A 25192-nucleotide genomic window follows, 5' to 3' on the forward strand; every position below is an offset into this window, starting at 1 on the left:
CCCTCCGAGCCAGGGGCCGAAGCCTCCGGGGCTCGGTCGGCCGGGCTCGGTCGGCCGGTCTCAGACGGCCGGGCTCAGACGGCCGGGCTCAGACGGCCGCCGGCACCCGCTTCTCCGTCGCCGCTTCCTCGCCCGTGACCCCGCTCTCCGAAGGCGCCGTCTTCCGGGCGCCCTTGAGCAGGATGACCGCCACGGTCGAGACGCCGACTCCGGCAGCGATCGCCACCAGGTACAGCAGCGGCTGCCCGATGAGCGGCACCACGAAGATGCCGCCGTGCGGGGCCCGCAGCGTGCAGTCGAAGGCCATCGACAGGGCGCCGGTGACCGCGCCGCCCGCCATCGACGCCGGGATCACCCGCAGCGGGTCGGCCGCGGCGAACGGGATCGCGCCCTCCGTGATGAAGGAGGCGCCCAGGAACCAGGCCGCCTTGCCGTTCTCGCGCTCGGTCCTGGTGAAGAGCCGCCCGCGGACCGTCGTCGCCAGGGCCATGGCGAGCGGCGGGACCATGCCGGCCGCCATCACCGCGGCCATGACCTTGAGGCTGCCCTCGGTCGGGTTGGCGAGGCCGCCGACCGCGAAGGCGTACGCGACCTTGTTCAGCGGGCCGCCGAGGTCGAAGCACATCATCAGGCCGAGGATGACGCCGAGGATGATGGCGTTGGCGCCGGACAGGCCCTCCAGCCAGTCCGTGAGCGCGCTCTGCAGCTCGGCGATGGGCTTTCCGATGACGAGGAACATCAGGAAGCCGACGACCGCGGACGAGATCAGCGGGATCACGACCACGGGCATGATCCCGCGCAGGACGGCCGGAATCCGCACGCGCTGGATGCCCATGACGACCGCGCCCGCGGTCAGGCCCGCCGCGAGGCCGCCCAGGAAGCCCGCGTTGATCGTGACGGCGACGGAACCGCCGACGAAGCCGGGGACGAGTCCTGGCCGGTCGGCCATCCCGTACGCGATGTAACCCGCGAGGACCGGCACCAGGAAGGCGAAGGCGAGCCCGCCGATCTGGAAGAGGAGCGCGGCCCAGCTGGTGGTGTCCGTCCACACGAAGTGCTCGGCGACGGACGGCGCCTTGTCGATCTTCCAGCCGCCGATGGCGAAGCCGAGTGCGATGAGGAGGCCGCCGGCCGCGACGAACGGGACCATGTAACTGACGCCGGACATCAGCCACTTGCGCAGCTTGGTGCCGTAACCGTCGCCGCTGTCACCGGCGTTGTCGACGGGGCTCGGGCCGACGTCCGCGGTGGTCTCGCCGCGGGCCGCCTTCGCCCGCACCTCGGCGATGAGCTCGGCGGGCCTGCTGATGCCTGCCTTCACCCCCACGTCGACGGTGGGCTTCCCGCCGAAACGGTCCTTTTCCCGTACCGGGACGTCGTGCGCGAAGATCACCGCGTCCGCGGCTGCGATGACGGCCGCATCGAGGCGGGTGAAGCCCGCTGAGCCCTGGGTCTCGACCGTGAGCTCTACGCCTGCCTCGCGGGCGGCGTTCTCCAGGGACTCCGCTGCCATGTACGTGTGCGCGATGCCCGTCGGGCAGGACGTGACAGCGACGATGCGGAACGGCTGCTCCTGGGCGGGGCCGTGCTCCGGGGTGGGGTCGTCGTTCCCCGGGTGCGGGTCCGTGGGTTCTTCCGCCGCGCCGGGGGCGGCGGGCTCCCCGCTGATCAGAGCCGCTGCCGTCGCCGCGTCCGGCGCCGCCCGCAGCGCGCTCGTGAACTCCTCGTCCATCAACTGCCGTGCCAGCGAGGAGAGAATCGTCAGGTGGGCGTCGTCCGCGCCCGCCGGGGCCGCGATCAGGAAGATCAGGTCGGCGGGGCCGTCCGGCGCCCCGAAGTCGATGCCTTCGGCCGAGCGGCCGAAGGCCAGGGTCGGCTCGGTGACGTGGGCGCTGCGGCAGTGCGGGATGCCGATGCCGCCGTCGAGGCCGGTCGGCATCTGCGCCTCGCGGGCCGCCACGTCGGCGAGGAACCCGTCCAGATCGGTCACCCGGCCCAGGGCGACCATGCGCTCGGCGAGGGCACGGGCCGCCGCTTCCTTGGTTGTGGCGGACCGGTCGATTTCGAGGTCGACCAGTTCCGCGGTGATCATCTCGCTCATCGCGGGCTCCTTCGCACGCGTATCGCCCGGAGGGCGGGGGTGGGGACGGGGGTACTGCGGGTGGGGGCGGGGGTGCTGCGGGGGGTTCGGGGTGTCATGACGCCGGCTCCGTCAGTACGCGGTCCAAGGGGACCTCCGACGTGACGGTGACGGCGTCGGGCGCGAGGTCCGCGGGGGTCGGCATCGCGCTGCCGGGGAGCTGGACCGCCGCCGCGCCGTGCGCCACGGCCGAGGCGAGGGCGGTGACGCCGGTGCCGCCCGCGACGAGGAAACCGGCCAGGGAGGAGTCACCGGCGCCGACGTTGCTGCGTACGGCGTCGACCGGTGCGGAGGCGAAGTACGCGCCCGAGTCGTCCACCAGGAGCTGGCCGTCCGCGCCGAGACTGGCGAGCACGGCCCGCGCGCCCAGCTGCCGCAGCTCTTCTGCCGCCTTGACCGCGTCACCGACGGTCGCCAGGGGGCGGCCCACCGCTTCGGCGAGTTCCTCCGCGTTCGGCTTGACGACGTCGGGCCGTTCGGCGAGGGCGGCGAGCAGGGCGGGGCCCGAGGTGTCGAGGGCGATGCGGGCGCCGGCGGCGTGTGCGCGGGCCACCAGGTCGGCGTACCAGGAAGGGGCGAGGCCGCGGGGCAGACTGCCGCAGCAGGCGATCCAGTCGGCGCCGACGGAGCGCTCACGCACGGTGGAGAGCAGCAACTCGGCCTCGGCAGCGCTCAGTTCGGGTCCGGCCGCGTTGATCTTGGTGAGGGTTCCGTCCGGTTCGGCCACCGCGATGTTGGAGCGGGTCTGGCCGGCGACCGGGACCGGCGCGACCTGGATGCCCTGCTCGTCGAGGAGTTGGGCCACGAGCGCGCCGGGCGCGCCGCCGAGGGGCAGGACCGCGAGCGTCACCGCGCCGGCCGCCGCGACCGCCCTCGACACGTTGACGCCCTTGCCGCCCGGGTCCATGCGGTCACCGGTGGCCCGGATGACCTCGCCGCGGTCCAGCGAGGGGACCTCGTAGGTGCGGTCGAGGGAGGGGTTGGGGGTGACGGTGAGGATCATGCGCGTACGTACCGTTTCGTTGCTGACCTGCGTGGTGTTGCTCTTGGGGGTGTCCGCGCCGCTCATGCCCGGATCACCTCCGTGCCGCCGCTCTCGATCGCCGCGGCGTCCTCGGCGCTGAGGCCGCTGTCGGTGATCAGCAGATCCACGTCCGCCAGATCACCGAAGCGCGCGAAGTGCTCCTGCCCGTGCTTGGTGGAGTCCGCGAGGAGCACCACGCGGCGGGCCGCGCCGATCGCCGCGCGCTTGACGGCGGCTTCGGCGAGATCGGGGGTGGTGAGGCCGGACTGCGCCGAGAAGCCGTTCGCGGCGACGAAGAGGACGTCGGCGCGGATCTCCCCGTACGCCCGCAGCGCCCACGCGTCGACGGCGGCGCGCGTACGGCTGCGGACGCGGCCTCCGATGAGGTGGAGCTGGATGCCGGGGTGGTCGGCGAGGCGGGCGGCGGTGGGGAGGCCGTGCGTGACGACGGTGAACGTCGCTTCGAGCGGGAGGGAGGCCGCGAGGCGGGCGACGGTCGAACCGGCGTCGAGGATGACGCTGCCTTCGGCGGGCAGCTCGGCGAGGGCGGCGTGGGCGATGCGGTCCTTCTCGTCGGCGGCCGTTCCCTCGCGCTCGGCGAGGTCGGGCTCGAAGTCCAGGCGCCCGGCCGGTATGGCACCGCCGTGCACGCGGCGCACCAGGCCCGCGCGGTCGAGGGCCTTCAGGTCGCGCCGGATGGTCTCGGCGGTGACCTTGAACTCCTCGGCGAGCGACAGGACGTCGACCCGGCCGCCGTCGCGCGCGAGCCGCAGGATCTCCTGCTGCCGCTCCGGTGCGTACATGTCCGTTTGCCTCCGCCGGGTGCCCGAGTGTGTGGTTTCACCTGCAGAGTACGACTGCTTTTCCGTGAAGTCCACAGGTTCGGACTCTGCGCGGGCATGAACGGACTTCTCTGATCGCTATAAAGCGGCCCGGGCGGAGCTCGTGGCTCCGCCCGGGCCGCGCCCTGTCGTTCCCCCGGTCAGGAGGTCAACGCGGGCTCCCGCTCGTCGAGTTCGTCACGGGGGACACGGGGGACACGGGGGCCATCGACGACCACGTCCTCACCGCCGCCGTCACGGCCGGCGTCATGGCCGCCGTCATGGCCGGCGTCGGCGCCCTCCACGTGCTGCCGCGGCTTCGACGGCAGGGCGAACATCAGCAGGAAGATGGCGACGAGTACGCCCACGACCCACCACAGCGAGTTCTGGAAGGCGCCCACGATCTCCATGGGCATCTCGCTCCGTGCCGCCTTCTCGTTGATCACGCCGAAGAACACCACCGAGACCAGGCCGAGCCCGAGCGCCGTACCCATCTGCTGCACGGTGTTGAGCAGCCCGGACGCGGACCCGGAGTGCTCACGCGGCACGTCCGACAGGATGGCGTCGGTCAGCGGCGCGACGATGAACCCCATGCCCGCGCCCATCACGACCAGCGGCAGCGCCATCTGCCAGGACGCGATGCCCGCGCCGTACCGGTCCGCCTCCCAGATGTAGAGCAGCACCCCGGCGGCCATGACGAGCGCGCCGCCCTGCAGCACCTTGCGCCCGAACCGCGGCACGAGCTTCTGTACGGACATGCCGGCCGCCACCGAGACGGCGATCGAGAACGGCACCCCGGTCGTGCCCGCCCGCAGCGCGCTCCAGCCGAGTCCCGTCTGCATGTAGACCGTCCAGACCAGGAAGAAGATGCCCATCGCGACACCGAACACGGTCTGCACCGCGATGCCCGCGGCGAAGCTCTTCACCTTGAACAGGGACAGCTCCACGAGCGGCGAACCGTCCTTGGCCGCCTTCGCCTTCTCGTACGCGATGAGCGCGACGAAGACGAGGAGTCCGCCCGCCATCATGGCGTGGCCCCACAGCGGCCAGTCCAGCTCCTGCCCGCGGGTGAGCGGGTAGAGCACCATCAGCAGGCCGAGCGTGACGAGGACGACGCCGACGAGGTCGAGCTTGAGGGCCTTCGGCGCCTTGGACTCGGTGATGAACTTGCTGCCGAGGATCAGTCCCGCGATGCCGACCGGCAGGTTGATGAGGAAGATCGGCCGCCATTCGAGCCCGAACAGATTCCACTGGGTCAGCAGCGCGCCGAGCAGCGGCCCCGATACGGCGCCGAGCCCCACGATCATCCCGAAGAGCCCGAAGACCTTGCCCCGCTCGTGTGCGGGGAAGGTGGCGTGCACGATCGACAGGACCTGCGGCACCATCATCGCGGCCATGCCGCCCTGCAGAATCCGGGACGCGACCAGCATCTCCGGGTTCGCGGCGAATCCGCAGAGCGCGGAGGCGACGGTGAAGCCGCCGATCCCTATCAGGAACATCCGCTTGCGCCCGTGGATGTCGCCGAGCCGCCCGCCGGTGATGAGCCCGGCGGCGAACGCGAGCGCGTAGCCCGCGGTGATCCACTGGATCTGGCTGTACGAGGCGCCTGCTTCCTCCTGGATGGACGGGATCGCGATATTGACGATGGTGACGTCGACGAGGTCCATGAAGGCCGCCGTCATCACGATGGCGAGGGCGAACCAGCGGCGCCGGTCGGCTGCGGCGGCGGCGTCCGATCCGGGGGGTGTGGTGGCAGGGCTGCTGTAAGTCATGAGAGGAGACTAGAAGCCATATAGGCCAGACTGTGTCCTAGATGGGCGGCATCCTGAAGAACATGACATCAACTTCGGGCACGGCTTCGGGCACGGCATCGGGCACGGCTTCGGAAAGGTCCGGTTCGGGATCCGGTTCGGGATCCGGTTCGGGATCCGGTTCGGGATCCGGTTCTGGCTCCGGTTCTGGGAGTACGGACACCCCAGCTCGGCTGCTGCAGCTCCTCTCCCTCCTCCAGACCCCGCGCGAGTGGCCCGGCGGGGAGCTGTCGGAGCGGCTCGGCGTCAGCCGTCGTACGGTGCGGCGCGACATCGACCGGCTGCGGGACCTCGGCTACCCGGTGCAGGCGAGTCAAGGGGCGACCGGCGGCTACCGCCTGGTCGCCGGGAAGGCGATGCCTCCGCTCGTCCTGGACGACGAGGAGGCGGTGGCGATCGCGGTGGGGCTGCGGGCCGGGGCGGGGCACGCGGTGGAGGGCGTGGAGGAGGCGTCGGTCCGGGCCCTGGCGAAGCTCGAACAGGTGCTGCCCTCGCGCCTGCGTCACCGAGTCCAGACCCTCCAGGTCGCGACGACCCCGCTGACCAGTGGCGACGGCGCGAGCATCGCGCCCGAGACGCTGACGGTGATGGCGTCCGCGGCGGCGGGCCAGGAGCGCCTGCGCTTCGCGTACCGCTCCGGTGACGGCACGGAGTCCCGGCGTCTGACGGAGCCGCATCGGCTCGTGTCGACGGGGCGGCGCTGGTATCTCGTGGCGTACGACATCGACCGCGACGACTGGCGTACGTTCCGGGTGGACCGGGTGTCGTCGCCCTTCGCGACCGGGGCCCGCTTCGTGCCGCGGGAGTTGCCGACGGGGGACGCGGCGGAGTTCATCCGCCGGTCGATGTGGCGGGGGCAGCCTTCGTACGCGGTCGACGTGACGTTCGAGGCGTCCGCGGAGGCCGTCGCCCGGGCGTTCCCCTCGGCGCTGGGTACGCCGGAGCCCCTTTCGGCCACGAGGTGCCGCCTCCGCGCGGAGGTGACGGACTCCATCGAATGGCTTGCGGTGCGGCTTGCTACTGCCGGCTGCGATTTCGTGGCCCACGGCCCACCAGAACTGATCACTTCCCTCCGGGAACTGGGCTCCCGCCTGACCCGGGCGTCGTCCTCCTGACCGGGCCCTGTGCCGCCCGCGGCCTTGGCCCATCACCGCGCCGCGCGCTCCGGCGCCGGCGCCTGCAGGCCGTGGGGGACGCCCCTGTACCGCGCTCCGCGCGGATTTCTCCCACCCACCCACCCGATTACCCGGGAGCAAAGGGTGGGCGGGTGAGAGGCCCCGCGCGGAGCGCGGCTCAGGTCCGCGCGGAGCGCGGGGAAGCCCCGTAAGCCGCCCGCCCCGCGCAGGGATGAGCCCCGGTGCCGGGGGGTGTCTCTATGTCCTTCGTCAAGGACATGGTGCCTGGTATGCGGGTTTTTGGGGTGGTCATGCGGCGAGAGTGACGTCGGGGGTCCGGGATTCGTAGAAGGTGCCGTCTCGGAGCATGGCGAACAGGACGCTGATGCGTTGGCGGGCGAGGCGGAGGAGGGCTTGGGTGTGGGTTTTGCCGCGGGCTCTCTGCCGGTCGTAATAGGCGCGGGAGGCCGGGTCGGCGTTCATGCAGGCGAAGGCGGAGAGAAACATGGCGCGTTTGAGCTGCCGGTTTCCGCCGCGTGGTGCGTGCTCACCATGAATCGAGGTTCCTGACGACTTGGTCGTGGGGGCGAGGCCGGCGTAGGAGGCGAGGTGTGCGGCACTGGCGAAGCCGGTGCCGTCGCCGACGGTGACCAGCAGGACGGCGGCGGTCCTGACTCCGACTCCCGGCATCGAAGTCAGGACCTGGTGAAGAGGGTGAGCCTCCAGCAGGCTGTTGATCTGGGCTTCCAGGGCCCGGCGCTGGTCGTGGACTGCGGCCAGCGAGCGGGCCAGCGACGGTATGACCACGTCGAGGGTGCCGGTGCCCGGGACCACGACGGTCTGCTCGTCGAGTGCGGTGAAGACGTCGTCGATCAGCCGGGTGGCCATGCGCGGGGCCTTGGGCCGGATCACCTCGACGAGTCTGCGACGGCCGGCCTTCCGTAGTGCTGCCGGGGATCCGTAGCGCTCGAGGAGCCAGGTGACGGCTGCGTGGTCCAGTCTCGGGCCGAGCACGCGCTCGAGGCTGGGGTGGAACTGGGTGAGCAGGCCGCGGATCCGGTTGGAGGTGCGGGTGGCTTCGGCGGCGAGGTCCTGGTCGAAGCCGGTCAGCACCGTGAGCTCGGCGGTGATCTCGTCGGCCAGCTCCAGCGACCGCAGCGTGCGGGGCATCGTCCGGGCGGCGTCCGCGATGACCGCCGCGTCCTTCGCATCGGTTTTCGCCTCTCCTGGATAGAGGTCGGCGATCCGGCGCATGGCGAGTCCGGGCAGGTAGGCGACCTCGCAGCCCGCATCGCGGGCGACGGTCAGGGGCAGGGCACCGATCGAGGCCGGCTGGTCCACGATCACCAGGACAGTGCCGAATTTGGCCTTGAGTTTGTCGAATACGGCCCGCAGCTTCGGTTCGCTGTTGGGCATCGGCTTGTCGAAGACCTTCTTCCCGGCCGGTGTCAGTCCGTGACCGTGGTGGGCCGTCTTGCCGACGTCCATCCCGAGGAAGACGCCTATGCCTTCGGTGTCTAACATCGCACGACTCCAGAGGTGTTGACCGTGCTGGCCTCGGCGGTGGCACCGTGCTCGCGCATCCACGTTATGCAGACCTGCCGCCCGCGAACTGCCCGGCATTGCGCAGGGCCGGACGGTGGCCGGGTCTCTCATCAGCGTCTCCGACGGCACCTCCCGGGCCCGGCGACACCACCCCCCAGGTCATCCGTTCGACAGAGGGGACACAGTCATACCGAGCCCAGAGGCCAGCGGCCCCATTGCAGGACCGCGAAAAAGATAACGGGGGATGGCACCAGGGCTCAGTCGAGGGACGGCTTCGCGGGCCGCCAAAGGCCTACGCGGCCGCGTCGAAGCCCGTGTCCCGAGCCAGCTTCTTCAGTTCGAGCAGCGCATGCTTCTCGATCTGGCGGATCCGCTCCCGCGTCAGCCCATGCTGCTTACCGACCTCCGTCAGCGTCCGCTCGCGGCCGTCCTCGATGCCGTACCGCATCTTGATGATGGAGGCCGTGCGCTGGTCGAGGCGGCCGATCAGGTCGTCGAGCTCCTCGCTGCGCAGCAGGGTCAGGACGGACTGCTCGGGCGAGACCGCGGAGGTGTCCTCGAGAAGGTCACCGAACTGCGTGTCGCCGTTGTCGTCCACGCCCATGTTGAGCGAGACCGGGTCACGCGCCCAGTCCAGGACGTCCGTGACACGCGCGGGCGTGGAGTCCAGCTCCGCCGCGACCTCTTCCGGCTCCGGATCGCGTCCGTTCTTGCGGTTGAACTCACGCATGACCCGGCGGATGCGGCCCAGTTCCTCCACCAGGTGGACGGGCAGCCGGATCGTGCGGGACTGGTCGGCTATGGAGCGCGTGATGGCCTGACGGATCCACCACGTGGCGTACGTGGAGAACTTGAAGCCCTTGGCGTAGTCGAACTTCTCGACCGCGCGGACCAGGCCCGCGTTCCCCTCCTGGATCAGGTCGAGCAGCGGCAGACCACTGCGCGGATAACGGCGGGCCACGGCGACGACCAGACGCAGGTTCGACCGGATGAAGACGTCCTTGGCCCGCTCGCCGTCGGCGACGAGCGCCTCGAGCTCCTCGCGGGACGCGGAGGCACCGGGGACGGAGTCCTCGACGTCACCGTCCAGTATCTTCCGGGCGTACACACCGGCCTCGATGATCTGGGACAGCTCGACTTCCTTGGCGGCGTCGAGCAGCGGCGTACGCGCGATCTCGTCGAGGTACATGCCGACCAGGTCGCGGTCGGCGATCTCCCCGCCTACGGCGCGAACACTGCGTGCCGCGTCGGTCTCGCCGGTGGAGGCGGACTTACGACGGGCGACGGCACGGGTTGCCATGCGTGCTCCCTTGCGTGTGGAGGTCCTGGTCGGCCCTTTTCACGGGCCTCTGTGGTGGAAACCACACCCTTGCGGGTGCCCTGCTTCCGATGGAAACAACGACTGGAATCCGGACAGAATTCCCAAGCCGCGCAACTATTTTCCTGACGTTGCAGTACCCTGTGCCGCCACAAAGGGAGGCCGGATGACGCCGGAACGTAATGAGGTGCAGGTCAGGCCCGGCTCGGAGGCCGATCTGGGGGCCCTGACCGCCATCTACAACCACTACGTACGCGAGACGGCGATCACATTCGACACGGCCGTCTTCCTGCCGGAAGAGCGCCGCCCTTGGCTGCTCTCCCACCCTGAAGACGGTCCCCACCGCCTCTTGGTTGCCCAGGAGCGGGATTCCGGCCTGATCCTCGGGTACACCACGAGTTCTCCTTTCCGGGTCAAGCCCGCGTACGCCACTTCTGTGGAAGTCAGCGTCTACTGCGCGCCGGATGCCGCGGGCCGCGGCATCGGCACCCTGCTCTACAAGGCGCTCTTCGAGGCCCTCGAAGGCGAGGACCTGCACCGCGCCTACGCCGGGATCGCCCAGCCGAACGTCGCCTCCGGCCGCCTCCACGAACGTTTCGGCTTCCGGCACGTCGGCACGTACCACGAGGTGGGCCGCAAGTTCGGCCGCTACTGGGACGTCGCCTGGTACGAGCGTCCCCTCGGCCCCCGGCACCGAAGCGGGTCCTAGGTCCCGACCGGGCCCGCCCTAAGCCCTGACCTAGGCCGCACGGCCGTTACGCCCGCGCCCCGGCCCGCCTACCGTGCCGCCATGGACGCCACCGCAGACGCCACAGCCGCCGGAGCAGCCGCCGCAGCCGACACCACCGGCACCCTCGACGAAGCCCTGCAGCGCCTGCACGCCTCGGGCCCCGAGCGGCTCGGACGGCTCACCAACCACGCCCCGATGGCCGTCGAGGCGCTCGCCGCGCACGGCCACTCCGGTGCCGTCCACCGCTGGCTCGGGCTGTACGCGCCGAAGTTGGAGGAGTACCCGGGCGCGGTCGGAACAATCACCGGCGACAACTGGCGCGAGGCACTCGGCGATCCACGCCGGGCGGCGGACTGGATCGCGTACTTCGTCCGGCAGGTCGGTGAACGCCCCTGGCGCGAGGTGCTCGCCGCCTGGTGGCCGCTCCTGCTGCCCGGCATGTACGGCGGCTCCACGCACCCGGTGATCCGCGTCGGCCACGCGGTCCGCACGCTCCTGACCGGCGAGGCGACCGGACCCCGCGTCACCGAACTCGCCCACGGCCTCGGCTACTGGGCCGCCCGCCACCACCCCGTCACCGGCGTTCAGCTCCTGCCGATGGGCGACGGCGAGGGCAGCGCGGCCGCCGCCCTGGACGCCGTCCGGCCCATCCCGGACCGGGACAGCGGTGGCTTCCCCGCCAGGCTCGGCAGGGTCGTGGGCCTGCCCGCGTGGGCGGCCACGGTGACGGACCCGGACGAGGCGCGCCGCGGGCTCACCGAGCTGGTGCGGGCGGCCGCCCACCGGTACGCCACGCACGGCCACGGCGAGCCGACCATGCTGGTGCACGCGTCGACGGCCCCCAACGCCGTGCTGCGGACCCTGCCCGCGCTGCCCCGCACCCTGTGGGCGCCGAGCCTGCACGCCGCCTGGACGGCATCGGCCGCCGTGACCTCGATCTACGCCCCCGACGCCCCGGTCACGTACACGGCGCCCGGCACCTTCGCCCCCGAAGAGGTCTTCGAGCGGGCCCTGGCGCACGGCGACGAGCACGTCATCAAGTTCGCCGACACGGCACTGGACGTGGGCGACGACCTAGCCCTGACGGCGGCCCTGCGCGCGATCGAGATCAGCGAACCGCTCGCCTGAAGCGGTCAACGGTCAGCCGTCAGCCGTCAGCCGAACTGCACCGACCTCTTCGCGAGCCCCATCCAGAACCCGTCGATCACACTGCGCTGCCCGCCGAGGTCCCCCGCGGCCTCCGCGGCCCCCAGCGTCACGAACAAGGGCGCGAAGTGCTCCGTGCGCGGATGCGCGAGCTCGCCCGCCGGAGACTTGTGCCGGAAGTCGAGGAGACCGTCGATGTCGCCCGCGTCGAGCGCCTCGTGCCCCCACGCGTCGAACTCCGCCGACCACGACGGCACACCGCGGTCCAGTTGCCGCAGCGCGGCCAGATTGTGCGTGAAGAAGCCGCTGCCGACGATCAGCACGCCCTCGTCGCGCAGCGGCGCGAGCTTGCGGCCGATGTCGAGGAGGCGGCGCGGGTCGAGGGTCGGCAGGGAGATCTGGAGCACGGGGACGTCCGCGTCGGGATACATCTCGACGAGCGGGACATACGCTCCGTGGTCGAGCCCGCGATCCGGGATGTCCTGCACCGGTGTACCCGCCCCGCGCAGCAGTTTGCGTACGGAGTCGGCCAGTTGGGGGGCGCCCGGGGCGGCGTACGTGACCTGGTAGTAGTGCTCGGGGAAGCCCCAGAAGTCGTAGACGAGCGGGGCCGTCTCTGTCGCGCCGAGGGCGAGCGGGGCCTCCTCCCAGTGGGCGGAGACCATGAGGATGGCCTTGGGGCGCGGCAGCCCCGCCGACCAGGCGCGGAGCTGGTCCGGCCAGAGCGCGTCGTCGGCCAGCGGCGGTGCGCCATGGCTCAGGTACAGGGCGGGCATGCGCTCCTGGGTCGCGGTCATGGCGGCACCTCCGAGAACGTACGAGGAACGGTTTGCTCTGACACCGAAGCTTTTGCTTTAACTCTCAAGCTTTCTCGGCGATGACGCTACTCCTATATTGTTTAACTTTCAAGGAAGGGCTGCGTACAGTGGAGTACATGGACACGGCACCCACTTCTTCCCCCGGCCTTCCCGACGGGGAACCGCGTTGGCTCGACGACGACGAACAGCGCACCTGGCTCGCGTATCTGCAGGCCACCACGCTCCTGGAGGATCACCTCGACCGCCAGTTGCAGCGTGACGCCGGCATGCCGCACATCTACTACGGCCTCCTGGTCCAGCTCTCCGTCGCCCCGCGGCGGCGCCAGCGCATGACGGAGCTGGCCAAGAACACCAAGATCACCCGATCCCGCCTCTCGCACGCCGTCGCGCGCCTGGAGAAGAACGGCTGGGTGCGCCGCGAGGACTGCCCCTCCGACAAGCGCGGCCAGTTCGCGATCCTCACCGACGACGGGTACGAGGTGCTGCGCAAGACCGCACCCGGCCATGTCACCGCCGTGCGCCAGGCACTCTTCGACCGGCTCACCCCGGAACAGCAGAAGTCCCTCGGCGAGATCATGTCGATCGTCGCCGAGGGACTTCAGCCGAAGGAGGCGGGGGCGGACCTGCCCTGGCTCCGCTAGACCGCCTCCCCTTGCGGGGCCGGGGTCAGTGCGCGACCACCGGAATCCTGATCTCGTCCTCGACACCCTCGCCGTCGCCGGAGCCCGAGGCGGCCGGAGCGCCGCTCTGGGCACCGGTGTTGATGAGGGCGAAGGCGATCGCGGCGGCGGCGGCCAGGATGCCGACGGCCCACCAGATCGCGCTGGTGTAGCCCTCGACCATGGCCTGCGCCTGGACCAGCTTCTGGGCCGCGGGAGTCGTCGCACCCGCCGCGTGGTCCGCGATGTACGCGGTCGTGGCGGAGGCGGCGATGGTGTTCAGGAGGGCGGTGCCGATGGCGCCGCCGACCTGCTGCGAGGTGTTGACCATCGCGGAGGCGACACCCGAGTCACGCGGCTCCACACCGTGCGTGGCCAGCGACATGGCGGGCATGAACGCCGTACCCATGCCGAGGCCGAGCAGCAGCTGCGCGGGCAGGATCAGACCGGCGTACGAGGTGCCGATCTCCAGCTGCGTCAGGAGCAGCATGCCGAGGGCCGCGACCACGAAGCCCGGGCCCATCAGGAGCCGCGGCGCGACGCGGGTCATCAGGCGGGCGCCGATCTGCGTGGAGCCCGTGATCATGCCGACGATCATCGGCAGGAACGCGAAGCCGGTCTTCACCGGCGAGAAGCCCTTGACGATCTGCAGGTAGTACGTGAGGAAGAGGAACAGGCCGAACATCGCGATGATCGCGAGGCCGAGCGAGAGGTAGACGCCACCGCGGTTGCGCTCGGTCAGGACGCGCAGCGGGAGCAGCGGCGACTTGACCTTGGCCTCGACGAGGACGAACGCGGCGAGCAGGACGGCAGAGCCGACGAACATGCCGATCGTCAGGGAGTCCGACCAGCCGGCCGACTCGGCGCGCGTGAAGCCGTAGACGAGGGAGACCAGACCGAGGGTGGACAGGACCACACCCGGGATGTCGAGCGGCGAGCGGTTGCGGGCGCCGGCCGGCTCACGGATGACGAAGTAGGCACCGATCGCGGCGACGGCGGCGAACGGGATGTTCACGAAGAACGTCCAGCGCCAGTTCAGGTACTCGGTGAGGAAGCCGCCGAGGATCAGGCCCACGGCGCCACCACCACCGGCGATCGCACCGTAGATGCCGAACGCCTTGGCGCGCTCCTTGGCATCGGTGAACATCACGGCGAGCAGCGACAGGGCGGCGGGCGCGAGCAGCGCGCCGAACACACCCTGCAGGGCGCGGGCGCCCAGCATCATGGCCTCGCCGGTGGCGGCGCCGCCGAGCGCGGAGGCCGCGGCGAAGCCGACCAGGCCGGTCACAAAGGTGCGCTTGCGGCCCCAGAGGTCGGCTATGCGGCCACCGAAGAGCAGCAGGCCACCGAAGGCCAGGGCGTAGGCCGTGATGACCCACTGGCGGTTGCCGTCCGAGATGCCCAGGTCCTGTTGGGCGGAGGGCAGCGCGATGTTCACGATGGTCGCGTCGAGGACGACCATCAGCTGCGCGAGCGCGATGAAGATCAGCGCTTTCCAGCGCCTGGGATCTGTTTCTGACATGGGAGTAGCCACCTAGCGGTACGTGTGGTGAAAAAGTGACGGAAAAGCGATGCGTTCGAGCGGCCCGGGCCAGGCGGGCTCAGGACTGGCGGGCTCAGGACTGGCGGAGGTCCTCCAAGGTCGCCGCCTCACCGGGCAGCTCGGAGCGGGCCGGCGCCATCAGGCCGTCGAGGAACAGCTGCAGATGACGGTGGACGAAGCGGTCCATGTTCGGGCACGCCGTGCCGGGCAGCGGCCTCGTGAGCTGGGAGAGGGCGACCATCAGGTCCCCGACGGCGATGTCGGTGCGCAGCTGCCCGGCCGCGCGCGCCCGTTGCATGAGCCCGTCGATCACGGCTTCGAGCCGCTCACGGGCATCGACCAGATCCGGGTGATCGGGGTCGAAGGCCGCCTGGAGGACCGGGCACAGGGCACCGATGCGCTCGTCGGCGGAGGCATGGACGAACCGGCGCAGGACGTCGAACGCGACACTCGGGTCGGCGTCCGCGGCCTCGATCGCCGCCTCGGCGTGTGCCGAGACGCGGTCGGTGACCATCAGGACGACCTGGTGGACCAGTTCGGAACGGTCGGAGAAGTGCCGGTAGACCGTGGCGTTGCCGACGCCTGCCCGGCGCGCGACCTCGTCGAGCGGCACATCGGGGCCGAACTCGACGAACATCTCGCGTGCGGCGGCGACGATCCGCTCCCGGTTGCGCAGGGCGTCGGCCCGCGGGCGGGGCGTGCGGCGCTGCGCGGCGGTGGCGGTTTCCACGGCGGCTCTCCTCAAGTCTGCGGTCGAGTCTCCGGACGGTGCCGGAGCCTCGGATGCGCGATGCGGGGAATCACTCCCCGTTTCGCTCGGACACAGGTCTAAACGGGGAGACAGTCCCCGGATATTTCCCGCTCTCCGATTTTCTTCGAGTGACCCGCGTCACACCTGCCCGAGGGCCCGCATGGAGACCTAGATGAACAAGAAACCCACGATCGGTCGCACCCAGCGAGCGCCCGCGCACCCACCGGCACAGGGTGATCGAAAGGGTGCAGCCAGGACCGGCGGCTGCCGCTACGGGAAGGCCCACGCATGCAGCAGCCGACCTGGAGGCAGATATGCGGAGCGCGACGTGGCGCTGCACTCGCCACCTGCGCCGTCCTTGCTTTCACGGTCACCACGTCGGCGAGCACCGGCCGCCTGATGGAGGAGTCCCCCACGGCGGCGGGCCCCTCGTCCCTGGCCCGCGCGACCACCCTCAACCCGTGCATGATCAGCGGCACGATGGGCGTCCAGATGTCCGAGGGCATGCCCACCCCCACCGGCTACTCCCGCTCCACCGGCACCGTCCGGGCCCTGAACCTCATGGTCGACTTCTCCGACGCCCCCGGTGAGGGCACCGCGCTCGACCGCCTCGCGGAGTTCTTCCCGCAGACGTCGGACTGGTTTCGCACCAGCTCCTACGGACGGCTCGACTACCGCCCGGAGTCCCCCGTCTCCGACTGGCTGCGGATGCCCAAGAGCTTCAAGGAGTACGGGATAGAGCGCGGCGCACCCTTCGACCCCGGCTACCGCGAGCTGGTCACGGACATCGTGGCGGAGGCCGACCCGGACGTGGACTTCCGCGAGTACGACCTGGTGAACATCCTGATCACACCGAACGCGGGCCCTTCCGCGCTCGACACGGTCCTGTCGGTGACCTTCGCGGGCAACACCGAGGCCCCCGTCGCGGACGGCGTCCCGGTCTCGAACGCGTCCTTCGTCTACAGCAGGCAGGACGACGGCTCGGGCAGCTACCGCGAGACCGGCTACCGCGTGCTCCCCCACGAGAACGGCCACGTCTTCGGCCTGCCCGACCTCTACACGCAGGAGGGCGGCGGCGCGGTCGGCCACTGGGACATCATGAGCGAGGACTGGGGCGCCAACAACGACCTGGTGGCCTGGCACAAATGGAAGCTCGGCTGGCTCGGCGACGACCAGGTCAGCTGCGCGTCGAACTCCGGCACCACCGAGCACACGCTCAGCCCGCTGCCGACGGAAGGCGGCACCAAGCTCGCCTTCGTGCCGCTGACCGAGCGGACGGGGTACGCCGTCGAGGTGCGCACCCGCGGCGGCAACGACGAGGCGATCTGCAAGCCGGGCGTCCTCATCTACCGGGTGGACGCGGAGGTCGACACCGGCCACGGCCCGATCACGGTCTCGGACTCCACGAAGGACAGCGGCGGCTGCACGCGCCGGCCGAACGTCCACGCGGAGCTCTCCGACGCGACCTACGAGCCCGGACAGACCTTCACGGACAAGAAGACGGGCGTACGCATCACGGTGACGGACATCGACGACCAAGGGCGCTACCGGGTGCACGTCACGCGCCCGTGAGGCCACGCCTCAGCCGCCGTTGACCTTGGCGGACCCGGCGCCGGGCACCGTCTGCTGCACCTGGCGCAGGAAGGCGACGTTGTCCGGAGTCTTGCGCAGGCGCTCGATCAGCGCCTCCAGGTTGCTCTGCGCGTCCCGGCCGTGCAGGGCGCGCCGCAGGCCGCGTACGGCCGTCAACTCGTCGGCAGGCACCAGGAGTTCGTCACGCCGCGTGCCGGAAGGGGTGACGTCGACGGCGGGGAAGACCCGGCGTTCGGCCATGCCCCGGTCGAGGCGCAGCTCCATGTTGCCGGTGCCCTTGAGCTCCTCGAAGTAGTAGTCGTCGGCGCGCGAACCGGTCTCCACGAGCACGGTGGCGAGCATGGTCAGGGACCCGCCCTCCTCCGCGCACCGCGCGGCACCGAAGAGGCGCTTGGGCCCCTGGATGGCGGCGGCGTCGACACCTCCGGAGAGGGTGCGGCCACCACTGGAGGCCGCGTTGTTGTACGCGCGGCACAGCCGGGTGAGGGAGTCGAAGAGCATCACGACGTCCTTGCCCTCCTCGGTGAGCCGCTTGGCGCGCTCGACGGCGAGTTCGGCCAGGGCGATGTGCTGCTTGGCGGGCCGGTCGAAGGTCGAGGCGAGCACTTCACCCCGTACGGAACGCTTCATGTCCGTGACCTCCTCGGGCCGTTCGTCGAGCAGCACCACCATGAGGTGGGCCTCGGGGTGGTTCGCGCTGACGGCGGCGGCGATCTGCTGGAGCAGGACGGTCTTGCCGGTGCGGGGCGGCGCGACGATGAGGCCGCGCTGGCCCTTGCCGACGGGGGCGACGAGGTCGATGAGCCGGGTCGCGACACTGCCGCCGCCGCTGCCGGAGGTGCCGCCGCCGGGCGTCTCCAGGCGGAGCCGCTCGCGGGGGTGCAGCGGGGTCAGGTCGCCGAACCGCGCGCGCCTGCGCAGGGCTTCGGCGGAGTGTCCGTTGACCCGCTCGACGCCGGTCAGGGTGCGGGCCTTGCCGCAGACACCCTCGACCAGGTCACCCGCGCGCAGGCCGAGCCGGCGGATGAGCGCGGAGGGAACCTGTACGTCGTTCGGGGTGGGGAGGCAATCGCCCGTACGGAGATGGCCGTTGGCGTTGTGACTCACGTCGAGGATGCCGGAGGCGGCGACGACGGGGGCCGCGGTGGCGGCCGAGGTGGTGGATGTGGTGGTGGATGTGGTGGTGCTCTTGTCGCGGGTGATGGTTGCGGTACTCATGAGGGGGTCCTTTCGCGAGCATGCGAATGAAGGGGCCCGGCGGAACGGTGTGTTCACGTCCCGTACGACGGGCGGAGTGAGGAACTGCGGCAGAAGGCTTCGCGAAAAGACACGAACCGGGGAGCCGCTGGACTGCGAGAGCCTCGACGAGGCGGAAGAAAAAGAAGACTGGCACCGGCGCCGCAGAAGGCGGCGTACACACGTGCTGTTCGCAAGGTAGCACAGCTCGCGGCGGTCCGGACGTGACGTGGGTCACCGGAGACGTACCCGGACGGCCGCACCCGCCCACATGAAGCGCTCCCCGGTTATGTGGGCCCCACACATGGGAACCCCGCCCGGCACACCCTTACGTTTCCGGCCATGACGAGCCCCACTCCCCGCGGAGACACCCCCGCAGGACCGGCCAGAACCGCCGGACCCGATCTCACCGGACGCACCGCCCTGGTCACCGGCGGCGCCAGCGGCATCGGGCGGGCCTGTGCCGTGGCCCTGGCCGACGCGGGCGCCTTCGTGCACGTCGTGGACCGGCACGCCGACGCGGCCAAGGACGTCGCCGACCGGATCGACGGCGAGGCACACGCCGTGGACCTCGCCGACCCCGCCGCGGTGCACACCCTGCCCACGCACGTCGACATCCTCGTCAACAGCGCCGGGCTCCAGCACGTCGCCGCCATCGAGGAGTTCCCCCCGGAGCGGTTCGACCTGATCCAGCGGGTCATGGTCACCGCGCCGTTCCTCCTGCTGCGCAGGACGCTGCCCCACATGTACGCCCGCGGCTGGGGCCGCGTCGTGAACATCTCCAGCGTGCACGGGCTGCGCGCCAGCGCCTTCAAGTCCGCCTACGTCACCGCCAAGCACGCCCTGGAGGGCCTGAGCAAGGTCACCGCCCTGGAAGGCGCGACGCACGGCGTCACCAGCAACTGCCTCTGCCCCGGCTACACCCGTACGCCCCTCGTCGAGGACCAGATCAGCGCCCAGGCCACCGCCCACGGCATCGCGCCCGAGCAGGTCCTCACCGACGTACTGCTGCGGCGTTCCGCGGCCAAGCGGCTCATCGAACCCGAGGAGATCGCCGCCGCCGCGCTCTGGCTCTGCGGCCCCCACAGCGGCTTCGTGACCGGCGCCTCGCTGCCCCTGGACGGCGGCTGGACCGCCGGCTGAACCCCCGCTCCCTCAGGGCCCTTTCACCACACGTCCCCCTCACGTCCCCATCGAGAAACGGAACACGCCATGGCAGCCGCAACGTCGCGCGCCCCGGGCAAGAACCCCGGCGAAACCCCGGGCACGCCAGGTATCGCCCGCATCATCAGCGCAAGCCTCATCGGCACCACCATCGAGTGGTACGACTTCTTCCTCTACGGCTCGGCCGCCGCGCTCGTCTTCAACACCCTTTTCTTCCCCGACAGCGACCCGCTGGTCGGCACCCTCCTCTCCTTCCTCACGTACGCCGTCGGCTTCGCCGCCCGGCCCCTCGGCGGCGTCGTCTTCGGCCACTTCGGCGACAAGATCGGCCGCAAGAAGCTGCTCGTGCTCAGCCTGATGATGATGGGCGGCGCCACCTTCGCGATGGGCCTGCTGCCCACCCACGCCACCCTCGGCGTCGGCGCCCCGATCCTGCTCACGGTGCTGCGCCTGATCCAGGGCTTCGCGCTCGGCGGGGAGTGGGGCGGCGCCGTCCTGATCGTCTCCGAGCACGGCGACGACAAGAACCGCGGCTTCTGGGCATCCTGGCCGCAGGCGGGCGCCCCCGGCGGCAACCTCCTGGCCACGGGCGTCCTCGCGCTCCTCGCCGCCGTCCAGTCCGACGAGGCGTTCCTCGCCTGGGGCTGGCGCATCCCGTTCCTGCTCTCCGGGGTGCTCGTGATCATCGGCCTGTGGATACGGGTCTCGGTGTCGGAGTCGCCGCTGTTCCTGGAGGCGCAGGCGAAGGCGGAGGCCTCCGGGGAAGCCGCCAAGCAGGACGCCCCGGTCGTCGAGGTCTTCCGGCACAACTGGCGCGGCGTCCTCACCGCGATCGGCACCCGGCTCGGCGAGAACGTCTCGTACTACATCCTCACGGCCTTCGTCCTCGTCTACGTCACCGTGCACCTGGAACTGCCCAAGAGCACCGCCCTGAACGCCGTCCTCATCGGCTCCGCCGTGCACTTCGTGACGATCCCGCTGTGGGGCGCGCTCTCGGACCGCATCGGCCGCAGGCCCGTCACCCTGATCGGCTCCATCGGCATGGCCCTGTGGGCGTTCGCGTTCTTCGCGCTCGTCGACAGCGAGTCCTTCGCCGTGATCACCCTCGCCGTCACGGTCGGGCTGCTCCTGCACGGCGCGATGTACGGGCCGCAGGCCGCCTTCATCTCGGAGATGTTCGACACGAAGGTGCGCTACTCCGGGGCGTCGATGGGCTCGCAGCTCGCGTCCATCATCGGCGGCGCGCTCGCACCGATCATCGCGGTGGAACTCCTCAAGGACTTCGATTCGGCCACGCCCGTGGCGCTCTACGTCTGCGTGACGGTGGTGATCACGACGCTCACGGTGCTCGTGGCGAAGGAGACCCGGGGCCGTTCGCTCTCCTCTCCGGCCGAACAGGGTTCCGCTTCCGAGGGTGCGACCGGCGCGGCCTCGGCGACAATCGGAAGCCGCCCTTGACTCGCACCACCCGCACGCGCACCCCGCTCCCGGAGGCGACCCGTCGTATGACCAGCTCCCCAGACGCCGCCCACCGGGAGCAGGTGTGCACCGCCGCCCTGCGTGAACTGCTCGACCTGCTCGCCCAGGACGCGCCGGCCGAGCAGTTCGCCCGCCCTGCCGCCGCGGCCCGCGCCGCCGGGGCGAGCGGCGCCCAGCTCGCGGCGGTCGACGAGGCCACGCAGACCGCCCTGCGCGTACGGCGCACCCTGAACCAGCACCAGCGCAGAGAAGCCGAACTGACCGCGCTGTTCGACACGGCGGGCGACCTCGCCGCGCTGCGCGACCTGGACGCGGTGCTCCGCGCCATCGTGCACCGGGCCAAGCTGCTGCTCCGTACGGACGTCGCGTATCTGTCCCTCAACGACCCGGCGGCGGGCGACACCTACATGCGCGTGACGGACGGCTCGGTCTCCGCCGCCTTCCAGAACCTGCGCCTGGGCATGGGCGAGGGGCTCGGCGGCCTCGTCGCCCAGACCGCCCGCCCGTACGCCACCGGGGACTACGAGGTCGACCCCCGTTTCCAGCACACCGCGACCATCGACAGCGCCGTACTGGAAGAGGGCCTGCATGCCATCCTCGGCGTACCGCTGCGGCAGGGCACCCACATCATCGGGGTCCTGTACGCCGCCGACCGCACCGCCCGTGCCTTCACGCCGGACGAGGGCGCGCTGCTCTCCTCGCTCGCCGACCACGCGGCCATCGCCATCGACAGCGCCCGCCGCATGGAGGAGACCCGGGCCGCGCTCGTCGACCTGAACGAGGCGTCGCAGACCATCCGCGCGCACAGCGAGGCGCTGCGCAGGGCCGAGGACGCGCACGACCGCCTGACCGATCTCGTGCTGCGCGGCGGCGACTTCACCGAGGTCGCCACGGCCATCGGCGCCCTCCTGGACGGCGGCACCCTCATCCATGACGCGGACGGGACGGAACTCGCCCGGGTCGACGCCGATCCCCGTACGCCGCCCGCCGAGGCCGTCGCCGCCTCGCGTGCCAGCGGCCGGGCGGTGCCCCTCGACGGGACCTGGGTGTGCGCGGTCCTCGCGGGCCCGGAGCTCCTCGGCAGCATCGCCCTCACCGGCCGGCCCGACCTCGGCGAGGCCGACCGCCGCCTCTTCGAACGCGCCGGGGTCGTCACCGCGCTGCTCCTGCTCCTTCGCCGTTCGGCCGCCGAGGCCGAGGACCGCGTACGCGGTGAACTCCTCGGTGACCTGCTCTCCCTCTCCGGCACCCCGGGCCGGCTCGCCGCGCGCGCCCGCCGCCTGGACGTCGATCTGGCCCTGCCCCACGCGGTGTTCGTCGCCCACAGCGAAGCGGCTTCCCGTCGGCTGCTGCTCTCGTCGGCCGCGCGCGCGGCCCGCGCCCACCGCGGTCTGTCCGGCCTGCACCACGACCACGTGGCTCTGGTGATCCCGGCCGACGACACGGGCTCTCGGGCCCGCGCGCTCGCCGCCGAGCTGACCCAGGCCGCCGGGGCGCCGGTCACGGTCGGCGCCGCGGGCCCCGCGATCGGCCCCGAGGCCCTCTCCCAGGCCCACGCGGAGGCGTTGCGGTGCCTCTCCGCCCTGCGCGCGCTCGGCCACACCGGGCGCGGCGCGGACCTCCCCGACCTCGGCTTCCTCGGCGTGCTCCTCGGTGAGGACACGAATCTCGACTCGTACGTACGCCGCACGCTGGGCCCCGTCCTGGACTACGACACCCGGCGCGGCACCGAACTGATCCACACCCTGCGGGCGTACTTCGCCTGCGGCATGAGCCAGTCCAAGGCGAAGGACGCCCTGCACGTGCACGTGAACACCGTGGTCCAACGCCTGGACCGGATAGGCCACTTGCTGGGCGCCGACTGGCAGTCGCCGGAGCGTGCGCTGGAGATCCAGCTGGCGTTGCGGCTGCATGCGTACACGTCGGCGTCGGGATCGGTCTAAAAAACCCACGGCAACCAATCCGCCCGGTGGTGGCGACTGCCCTGCGCAACTCACACCAACGATCTTCAGGGCGGCTACCCCACATGAAGCACACTAGAGCGACGCAACAGCGGCACCGCAGGCGGCGGCTGACCGGCGTGCGACTCGGCATCCCGGTGGCCGTGGCGGCCGCGGCGGGGCTCACGTACGGCACGGCGTTCGGACTGTTCGGCGAGGACGCCCAGCCGAAGGCATCGGCGGCGCCGACCTCCGCCACCGCCTGGGCGACGGACGTGGCCGACGGCTTCGCCTCGGTCAACGCGCTCGGCCAGAACGGCACATACGGCGGACGCGGCGGGAAGACGGTCACCGTCAAGACGCTCGCGGACCTGGAGAAGTACGCGACGGCCTCCGATCCGTACGTCATCGTGGTCGCCGCGACGATCACGATGAACCCCAAGGGCAAGGAGATCAAGGTCGCGTCCGACAAGACGATCGTGGGTTCCGGAACCTCGGGCCAGATCGTCGGGGGCGGCTTCTTCCTGGGCCAGGGCGTACACAACGTGATCATCCGGAACCTCACGATCCGGGACTCGTACGCGGGCACGTGGAACGACAAGGAGCACGACTTCGACGCCGTGCAGATGGACGGCGCGCACCATGTCTGGATCGACCACAACGACCTGCGGCACATGGCCGACGGCCTGATAGACAGCCGCAAGGACACCACGTACCTGACGGTGTCCTGGAACAAGCTGAGCGACAACAACAAGACCTTCGGCATCGGCTGGACCGAGAACACGACGGCCGACATCACGATCCACCACAACTGGTTCCGCGAGACCGAGCAGCGCAACCCGTCCACCGACAACGTGGCCCACGCGCACCTCTACAACAACTATCTGCAGGACGTGCCGGGCACGGACATCACCTCGTCCTACGGGAACTACTCGCGCGGCAAGACGAAGATGGTCCTGGAGAACAGCTACTTCGAGGGCCTCAACAACCCGGTGACGAAGGACAGTACGGCGTCGGTCGTGCAGCGCGGCAACGTCTTCAAGGGCACCAGCGGCCGCAACGAGAGCGGAGGAGCGGCCTTCGACCCGAAGAGCTTCTACGCCTACACGCTCGACAAGGCGTCGGACGTCCCGGCGAAGCTGAAGGCGGGGACGGGCCCGCGCGCGACGGTCGGTGTCACTTCGACGAAGGCCGCCGCGGCGAGCACCCTCACCGTGGCGAAGGACGGCAGCGGCCAGTACAGAACAGTCCAGGCGGCGGTGAACGCGGTCCCCGCGAACAACCCGTCGCGGGTCACGGTCGCCATCAAGCCGGGCACGTACCGCGAGACGGTCAAGATCCCGGCCGACAAGCCGCACGTCACACTGCAGGGCACGGGCGGCAGCCGCAAGGACACGGTCATCGTGTACGACAACGCCGCGGGGACCCCCAAGCCGGACGGTTCAGGCACGTACGGCACCTCGGGCAGCGCGACCGTCGCCGCGGAGGCGGACGACTTCCAGGCCCGCAACCTGACGATCTCCAACGACTTCGACGAGAAGACCCACCAGAACATCTCCGGCCACCAGGCGGTGGCCCTGCGCACGGCCGCCGACAAGGCGTTCCTGGACACCGTGATCGTCGAGGGCGACCAGGACACGCTGCTCCTCGACACGGCATCCAAGGCGAAACTGGGCCGCGCATACATCAAGAATTCCTACATCATCGGCAACACGGACTTCATCTTCGGCCGGGCGACGGCCGTGGTGGACCGCTCGGTGATCACCCTCAAGAAGCGCTGGGACGGCTCCTCGCAGGGCTACGTCACCGCGCCCTCGACCGCCCCCGACCGCAAGGGCTTCCTGATCACCCGCACCACGGTCAACGGCGACGTGTCCGCGCGCAGCTTCTACCTGGGCCGCAACTGGCACGCGGGCGGCGACGCGACCCTGGACCCGCAGACGACGGTCCGCGACTCGTCCCTCAGCGCGGCCATCAAGCCCACCCCGTGGACGGACATGGGCGGCTTCTCCTGGAAGGACGACCGTTTCGCGGAGTACAAGAACACGGGCGCGGGCGCGGGCCCGGCAAGCAACGACCGCCCCCACCTGACGGACACGCAGGCCACGACCCAGGAAATCAACGACTGGCTGGGCAACTGGACCCCGACAGCCTGACAACCCCACCCCCGGCCCCGCACCGCCGCCCCACCCCCATCCGCTACCCTGTCTGGAACCGCCATCCGTGGCGGCGCCACCTTGCCTTCGTAGCTCAGGGGATAGAGCACCGCTCTCCTAAAGCGGGTGTCGCAGGTTCGAATCCTGCCGGGGGCACAAGGGGAAAGGCCCCGGACCGATCTTGGTCCGGGGCCTTTGACATC

19 protein-coding genes and 1 tRNA gene are annotated in these 25192 nt (G+C 70.8%); 10 read left to right on the forward strand and 10 right to left on the reverse strand.

The window, feature by feature from the left end; all coding sequences use genetic code 11:
• Nucleotides 1-88: 88 nt before the first annotated feature.
• The 4 genes from ACWFRU_RS20965 to ACWFRU_RS20980 all read right to left on the reverse strand — a co-directional run bounded on the left by ACWFRU_RS20965 (nucleotide 89) and on the right by ACWFRU_RS20980 (nucleotide 5757).
• Nucleotides 89-2101 (reverse strand): PTS fructose transporter subunit IIABC, encoded by a 2013-nt coding sequence (locus tag ACWFRU_RS20965; RefSeq protein WP_453689066.1) that lies wholly within the window; start codon nucleotides 2099-2101, stop codon nucleotides 89-91.
• 94 nt (nucleotides 2102-2195) lie between these two features.
• Nucleotides 2196-3143 carry a 1-phosphofructokinase gene (gene pfkB, locus ACWFRU_RS20970; protein ID WP_453689465.1) on the reverse strand — a complete coding sequence of 316 codons (948 nt, stop codon included), beginning with the start codon at nucleotides 3141-3143 and terminating at the stop codon, nucleotides 2196-2198.
• A 62-nt stretch (nucleotides 3144-3205) separates the two neighbouring features.
• On the reverse strand, nucleotides 3206-3967 hold the full coding sequence (locus ACWFRU_RS20975) for a DeoR/GlpR family DNA-binding transcription regulator (RefSeq protein ID WP_453689068.1): 762 nt from the start codon (nucleotides 3965-3967) through the stop codon (nucleotides 3206-3208).
• 179 nt (nucleotides 3968-4146) lie between these two features.
• Nucleotides 4147-5757 carry an MFS transporter gene (locus ACWFRU_RS20980; RefSeq protein WP_453689070.1) on the reverse strand — a complete coding sequence of 537 codons (1611 nt, stop codon included), beginning with the start codon at nucleotides 5755-5757 and terminating at the stop codon, nucleotides 4147-4149.
• A 62-nt stretch (nucleotides 5758-5819) separates the two neighbouring features.
• Between ACWFRU_RS20980 and ACWFRU_RS20985 the strand changes: the two genes are divergently transcribed.
• Nucleotides 5820-6911, forward strand: a complete 1092-nt coding sequence (locus ACWFRU_RS20985) for a helix-turn-helix transcriptional regulator (RefSeq protein ID WP_453689072.1) — start codon at nucleotides 5820-5822, stop codon at nucleotides 6909-6911.
• 309 nt (nucleotides 6912-7220) lie between these two features.
• On the opposite strand, the gene ACWFRU_RS20990 is transcribed toward ACWFRU_RS20985, so the two are convergent.
• Nucleotides 7221-8435: an IS110 family transposase gene (locus tag ACWFRU_RS20990; protein WP_453689074.1), complete on the reverse strand. Its 1215-nt coding sequence runs from the start codon at nucleotides 8433-8435 to the stop codon at nucleotides 7221-7223.
• A 313-nt stretch (nucleotides 8436-8748) separates the two neighbouring features.
• A complete protein-coding gene (locus ACWFRU_RS20995; RefSeq protein ID WP_453689076.1) occupies nucleotides 8749-9756 on the reverse strand; it encodes a sigma-70 family RNA polymerase sigma factor in 1008 nt (335 codons plus the stop codon).
• Nucleotides 9757-9940: 184 nt separating this feature from the next.
• Between ACWFRU_RS20995 and ACWFRU_RS21000 the strand changes: the two genes are divergently transcribed.
• Both ACWFRU_RS21000 and ACWFRU_RS21005 read left to right on the forward strand, forming a co-directional pair.
• Entirely contained in the window at nucleotides 9941-10483 is a 543-nt protein-coding gene (locus ACWFRU_RS21000; protein WP_453689078.1) for an N-acetyltransferase family protein, read from the forward strand.
• An 81-nt stretch (nucleotides 10484-10564) separates the two neighbouring features.
• Nucleotides 10565-11632 carry a questin oxidase family protein gene (locus ACWFRU_RS21005; RefSeq protein ID WP_453689080.1) on the forward strand — a complete coding sequence of 356 codons (1068 nt, stop codon included), beginning with the start codon at nucleotides 10565-10567 and terminating at the stop codon, nucleotides 11630-11632.
• 26 nt (nucleotides 11633-11658) lie between these two features.
• Here the strand turns inward: ACWFRU_RS21005 and ACWFRU_RS21010 are convergent, their stop codons facing one another.
• Nucleotides 11659-12447 (reverse strand): dioxygenase family protein, encoded by a 789-nt coding sequence (locus tag ACWFRU_RS21010; protein ID WP_453689082.1) that lies wholly within the window; start codon nucleotides 12445-12447, stop codon nucleotides 11659-11661.
• 137 nt (nucleotides 12448-12584) lie between these two features.
• Between ACWFRU_RS21010 and ACWFRU_RS21015 the strand changes: the two genes are divergently transcribed.
• Entirely contained in the window at nucleotides 12585-13109 is a 525-nt protein-coding gene (locus ACWFRU_RS21015) for a MarR family winged helix-turn-helix transcriptional regulator (protein ID WP_453689084.1), read from the forward strand.
• A gap of 25 nt (nucleotides 13110-13134) precedes the next feature.
• Here ACWFRU_RS21015 and ACWFRU_RS21020 read toward each other — a convergent pair whose 3' ends face one another.
• Together ACWFRU_RS21020 and ACWFRU_RS21025 are read right to left on the reverse strand one after the other, a co-directional pair.
• Nucleotides 13135-14649 carry an MFS transporter gene (locus ACWFRU_RS21020; RefSeq protein WP_453689086.1) on the reverse strand — a complete coding sequence of 505 codons (1515 nt, stop codon included), beginning with the start codon at nucleotides 14647-14649 and terminating at the stop codon, nucleotides 13135-13137.
• 94 nt (nucleotides 14650-14743) lie between these two features.
• Complete coding sequence (locus tag ACWFRU_RS21025; protein WP_453689088.1) at nucleotides 14744-15400, reverse strand: TetR/AcrR family transcriptional regulator; 657 nt, start codon at nucleotides 15398-15400, stop codon at nucleotides 14744-14746.
• Between the two features lie 309 nt (nucleotides 15401-15709).
• On the opposite strand from ACWFRU_RS21025, the gene ACWFRU_RS21030 reads away from it, so the two are divergent.
• A complete protein-coding gene (locus tag ACWFRU_RS21030; RefSeq protein ID WP_453689090.1) occupies nucleotides 15710-16993 on the forward strand; it encodes a M6 family metalloprotease domain-containing protein in 1284 nt (427 codons plus the stop codon).
• Nucleotides 16994-17002: 9 nt separating this feature from the next.
• Here the strand turns inward: ACWFRU_RS21030 and rho are convergent, their stop codons facing one another.
• Entirely contained in the window at nucleotides 17003-18325 is a 1323-nt protein-coding gene (gene rho / locus ACWFRU_RS21035) for a transcription termination factor Rho (protein WP_453689467.1), read from the reverse strand.
• 267 nt (nucleotides 18326-18592) lie between these two features.
• Between rho and ACWFRU_RS21040 the strand changes: the two genes are divergently transcribed.
• The 5 genes from ACWFRU_RS21040 to ACWFRU_RS21060 all read left to right on the forward strand — a co-directional run bounded on the left by ACWFRU_RS21040 (nucleotide 18593) and on the right by ACWFRU_RS21060 (nucleotide 25145).
• Nucleotides 18593-19393, forward strand: a complete 801-nt coding sequence (locus ACWFRU_RS21040; protein WP_453689092.1) for a 3-hydroxybutyrate dehydrogenase — start codon at nucleotides 18593-18595, stop codon at nucleotides 19391-19393.
• 69 nt (nucleotides 19394-19462) lie between these two features.
• Nucleotides 19463-20872 (forward strand): MFS transporter, encoded by a 1410-nt coding sequence (locus ACWFRU_RS21045; protein ID WP_453689094.1) that lies wholly within the window; start codon nucleotides 19463-19465, stop codon nucleotides 20870-20872.
• 47 nt (nucleotides 20873-20919) lie between these two features.
• Complete coding sequence (locus tag ACWFRU_RS21050; RefSeq protein ID WP_453689096.1) at nucleotides 20920-22836, forward strand: helix-turn-helix domain-containing protein; 1917 nt, start codon at nucleotides 20920-20922, stop codon at nucleotides 22834-22836.
• A gap of 83 nt (nucleotides 22837-22919) precedes the next feature.
• Nucleotides 22920-24989, forward strand: a complete 2070-nt coding sequence (locus tag ACWFRU_RS21055) for a pectinesterase family protein (RefSeq protein WP_453689098.1) — start codon at nucleotides 22920-22922, stop codon at nucleotides 24987-24989.
• A gap of 83 nt (nucleotides 24990-25072) precedes the next feature.
• Nucleotides 25073-25145, forward strand: a tRNA-Arg gene (locus tag ACWFRU_RS21060).
• Nucleotides 25146-25192 lie beyond the last annotated feature (47 nt).

The organism is Streptomyces sp. NPDC055099 (assembly GCF_053607685.1).

Coding starts and splice junctions, on each gene's coding strand:
- pfkB (WP_453689465.1), bottom strand. CDS start 3,143: ATGATCCTCACCGTCACCCCCAACCCCTCCCTCGACCGCACCTACGAG.
- ACWFRU_RS20995 (WP_453689076.1), bottom strand. CDS start 9,756: ATGGCAACCCGTGCCGTCGCCCGTCGTAAGTCCGCCTCCACCGGCGAG.
- ACWFRU_RS21030 (WP_453689090.1), top strand. CDS start 15,710: ATGCAGCAGCCGACCTGGAGGCAGATATGCGGAGCGCGACGTGGCGCT.
- ACWFRU_RS21000 (WP_453689078.1), top strand. CDS start 9,941: ATGACGCCGGAACGTAATGAGGTGCAGGTCAGGCCCGGCTCGGAGGCC.
- ACWFRU_RS20980 (WP_453689070.1), bottom strand. CDS start 5,757: ATGACTTACAGCAGCCCTGCCACCACACCCCCCGGATCGGACGCCGCC.
- ACWFRU_RS21020 (WP_453689086.1), bottom strand. CDS start 14,649: ATGTCAGAAACAGATCCCAGGCGCTGGAAAGCGCTGATCTTCATCGCG.
- ACWFRU_RS20975 (WP_453689068.1), bottom strand. CDS start 3,967: ATGTACGCACCGGAGCGGCAGCAGGAGATCCTGCGGCTCGCGCGCGAC.
- ACWFRU_RS21050 (WP_453689096.1), top strand. CDS start 20,920: ATGACCAGCTCCCCAGACGCCGCCCACCGGGAGCAGGTGTGCACCGCC.
- ACWFRU_RS21045 (WP_453689094.1), top strand. CDS start 19,463: ATGGCAGCCGCAACGTCGCGCGCCCCGGGCAAGAACCCCGGCGAAACC.
- ACWFRU_RS21005 (WP_453689080.1), top strand. CDS start 10,565: ATGGACGCCACCGCAGACGCCACAGCCGCCGGAGCAGCCGCCGCAGCC.
- ACWFRU_RS20965 (WP_453689066.1), bottom strand. CDS start 2,101: ATGAGCGAGATGATCACCGCGGAACTGGTCGACCTCGAAATCGACCGG.
- ACWFRU_RS21010 (WP_453689082.1), bottom strand. CDS start 12,447: ATGACCGCGACCCAGGAGCGCATGCCCGCCCTGTACCTGAGCCATGGC.
- ACWFRU_RS20990 (WP_453689074.1), bottom strand. CDS start 8,435: ATGTTAGACACCGAAGGCATAGGCGTCTTCCTCGGGATGGACGTCGGC.
- ACWFRU_RS21040 (WP_453689092.1), top strand. CDS start 18,593: ATGACGAGCCCCACTCCCCGCGGAGACACCCCCGCAGGACCGGCCAGA.
- ACWFRU_RS21015 (WP_453689084.1), top strand. CDS start 12,585: ATGGACACGGCACCCACTTCTTCCCCCGGCCTTCCCGACGGGGAACCG.
- ACWFRU_RS21055 (WP_453689098.1), top strand. CDS start 22,920: ATGAAGCACACTAGAGCGACGCAACAGCGGCACCGCAGGCGGCGGCTG.
- ACWFRU_RS20985 (WP_453689072.1), top strand. CDS start 5,820: ATGACATCAACTTCGGGCACGGCTTCGGGCACGGCATCGGGCACGGCT.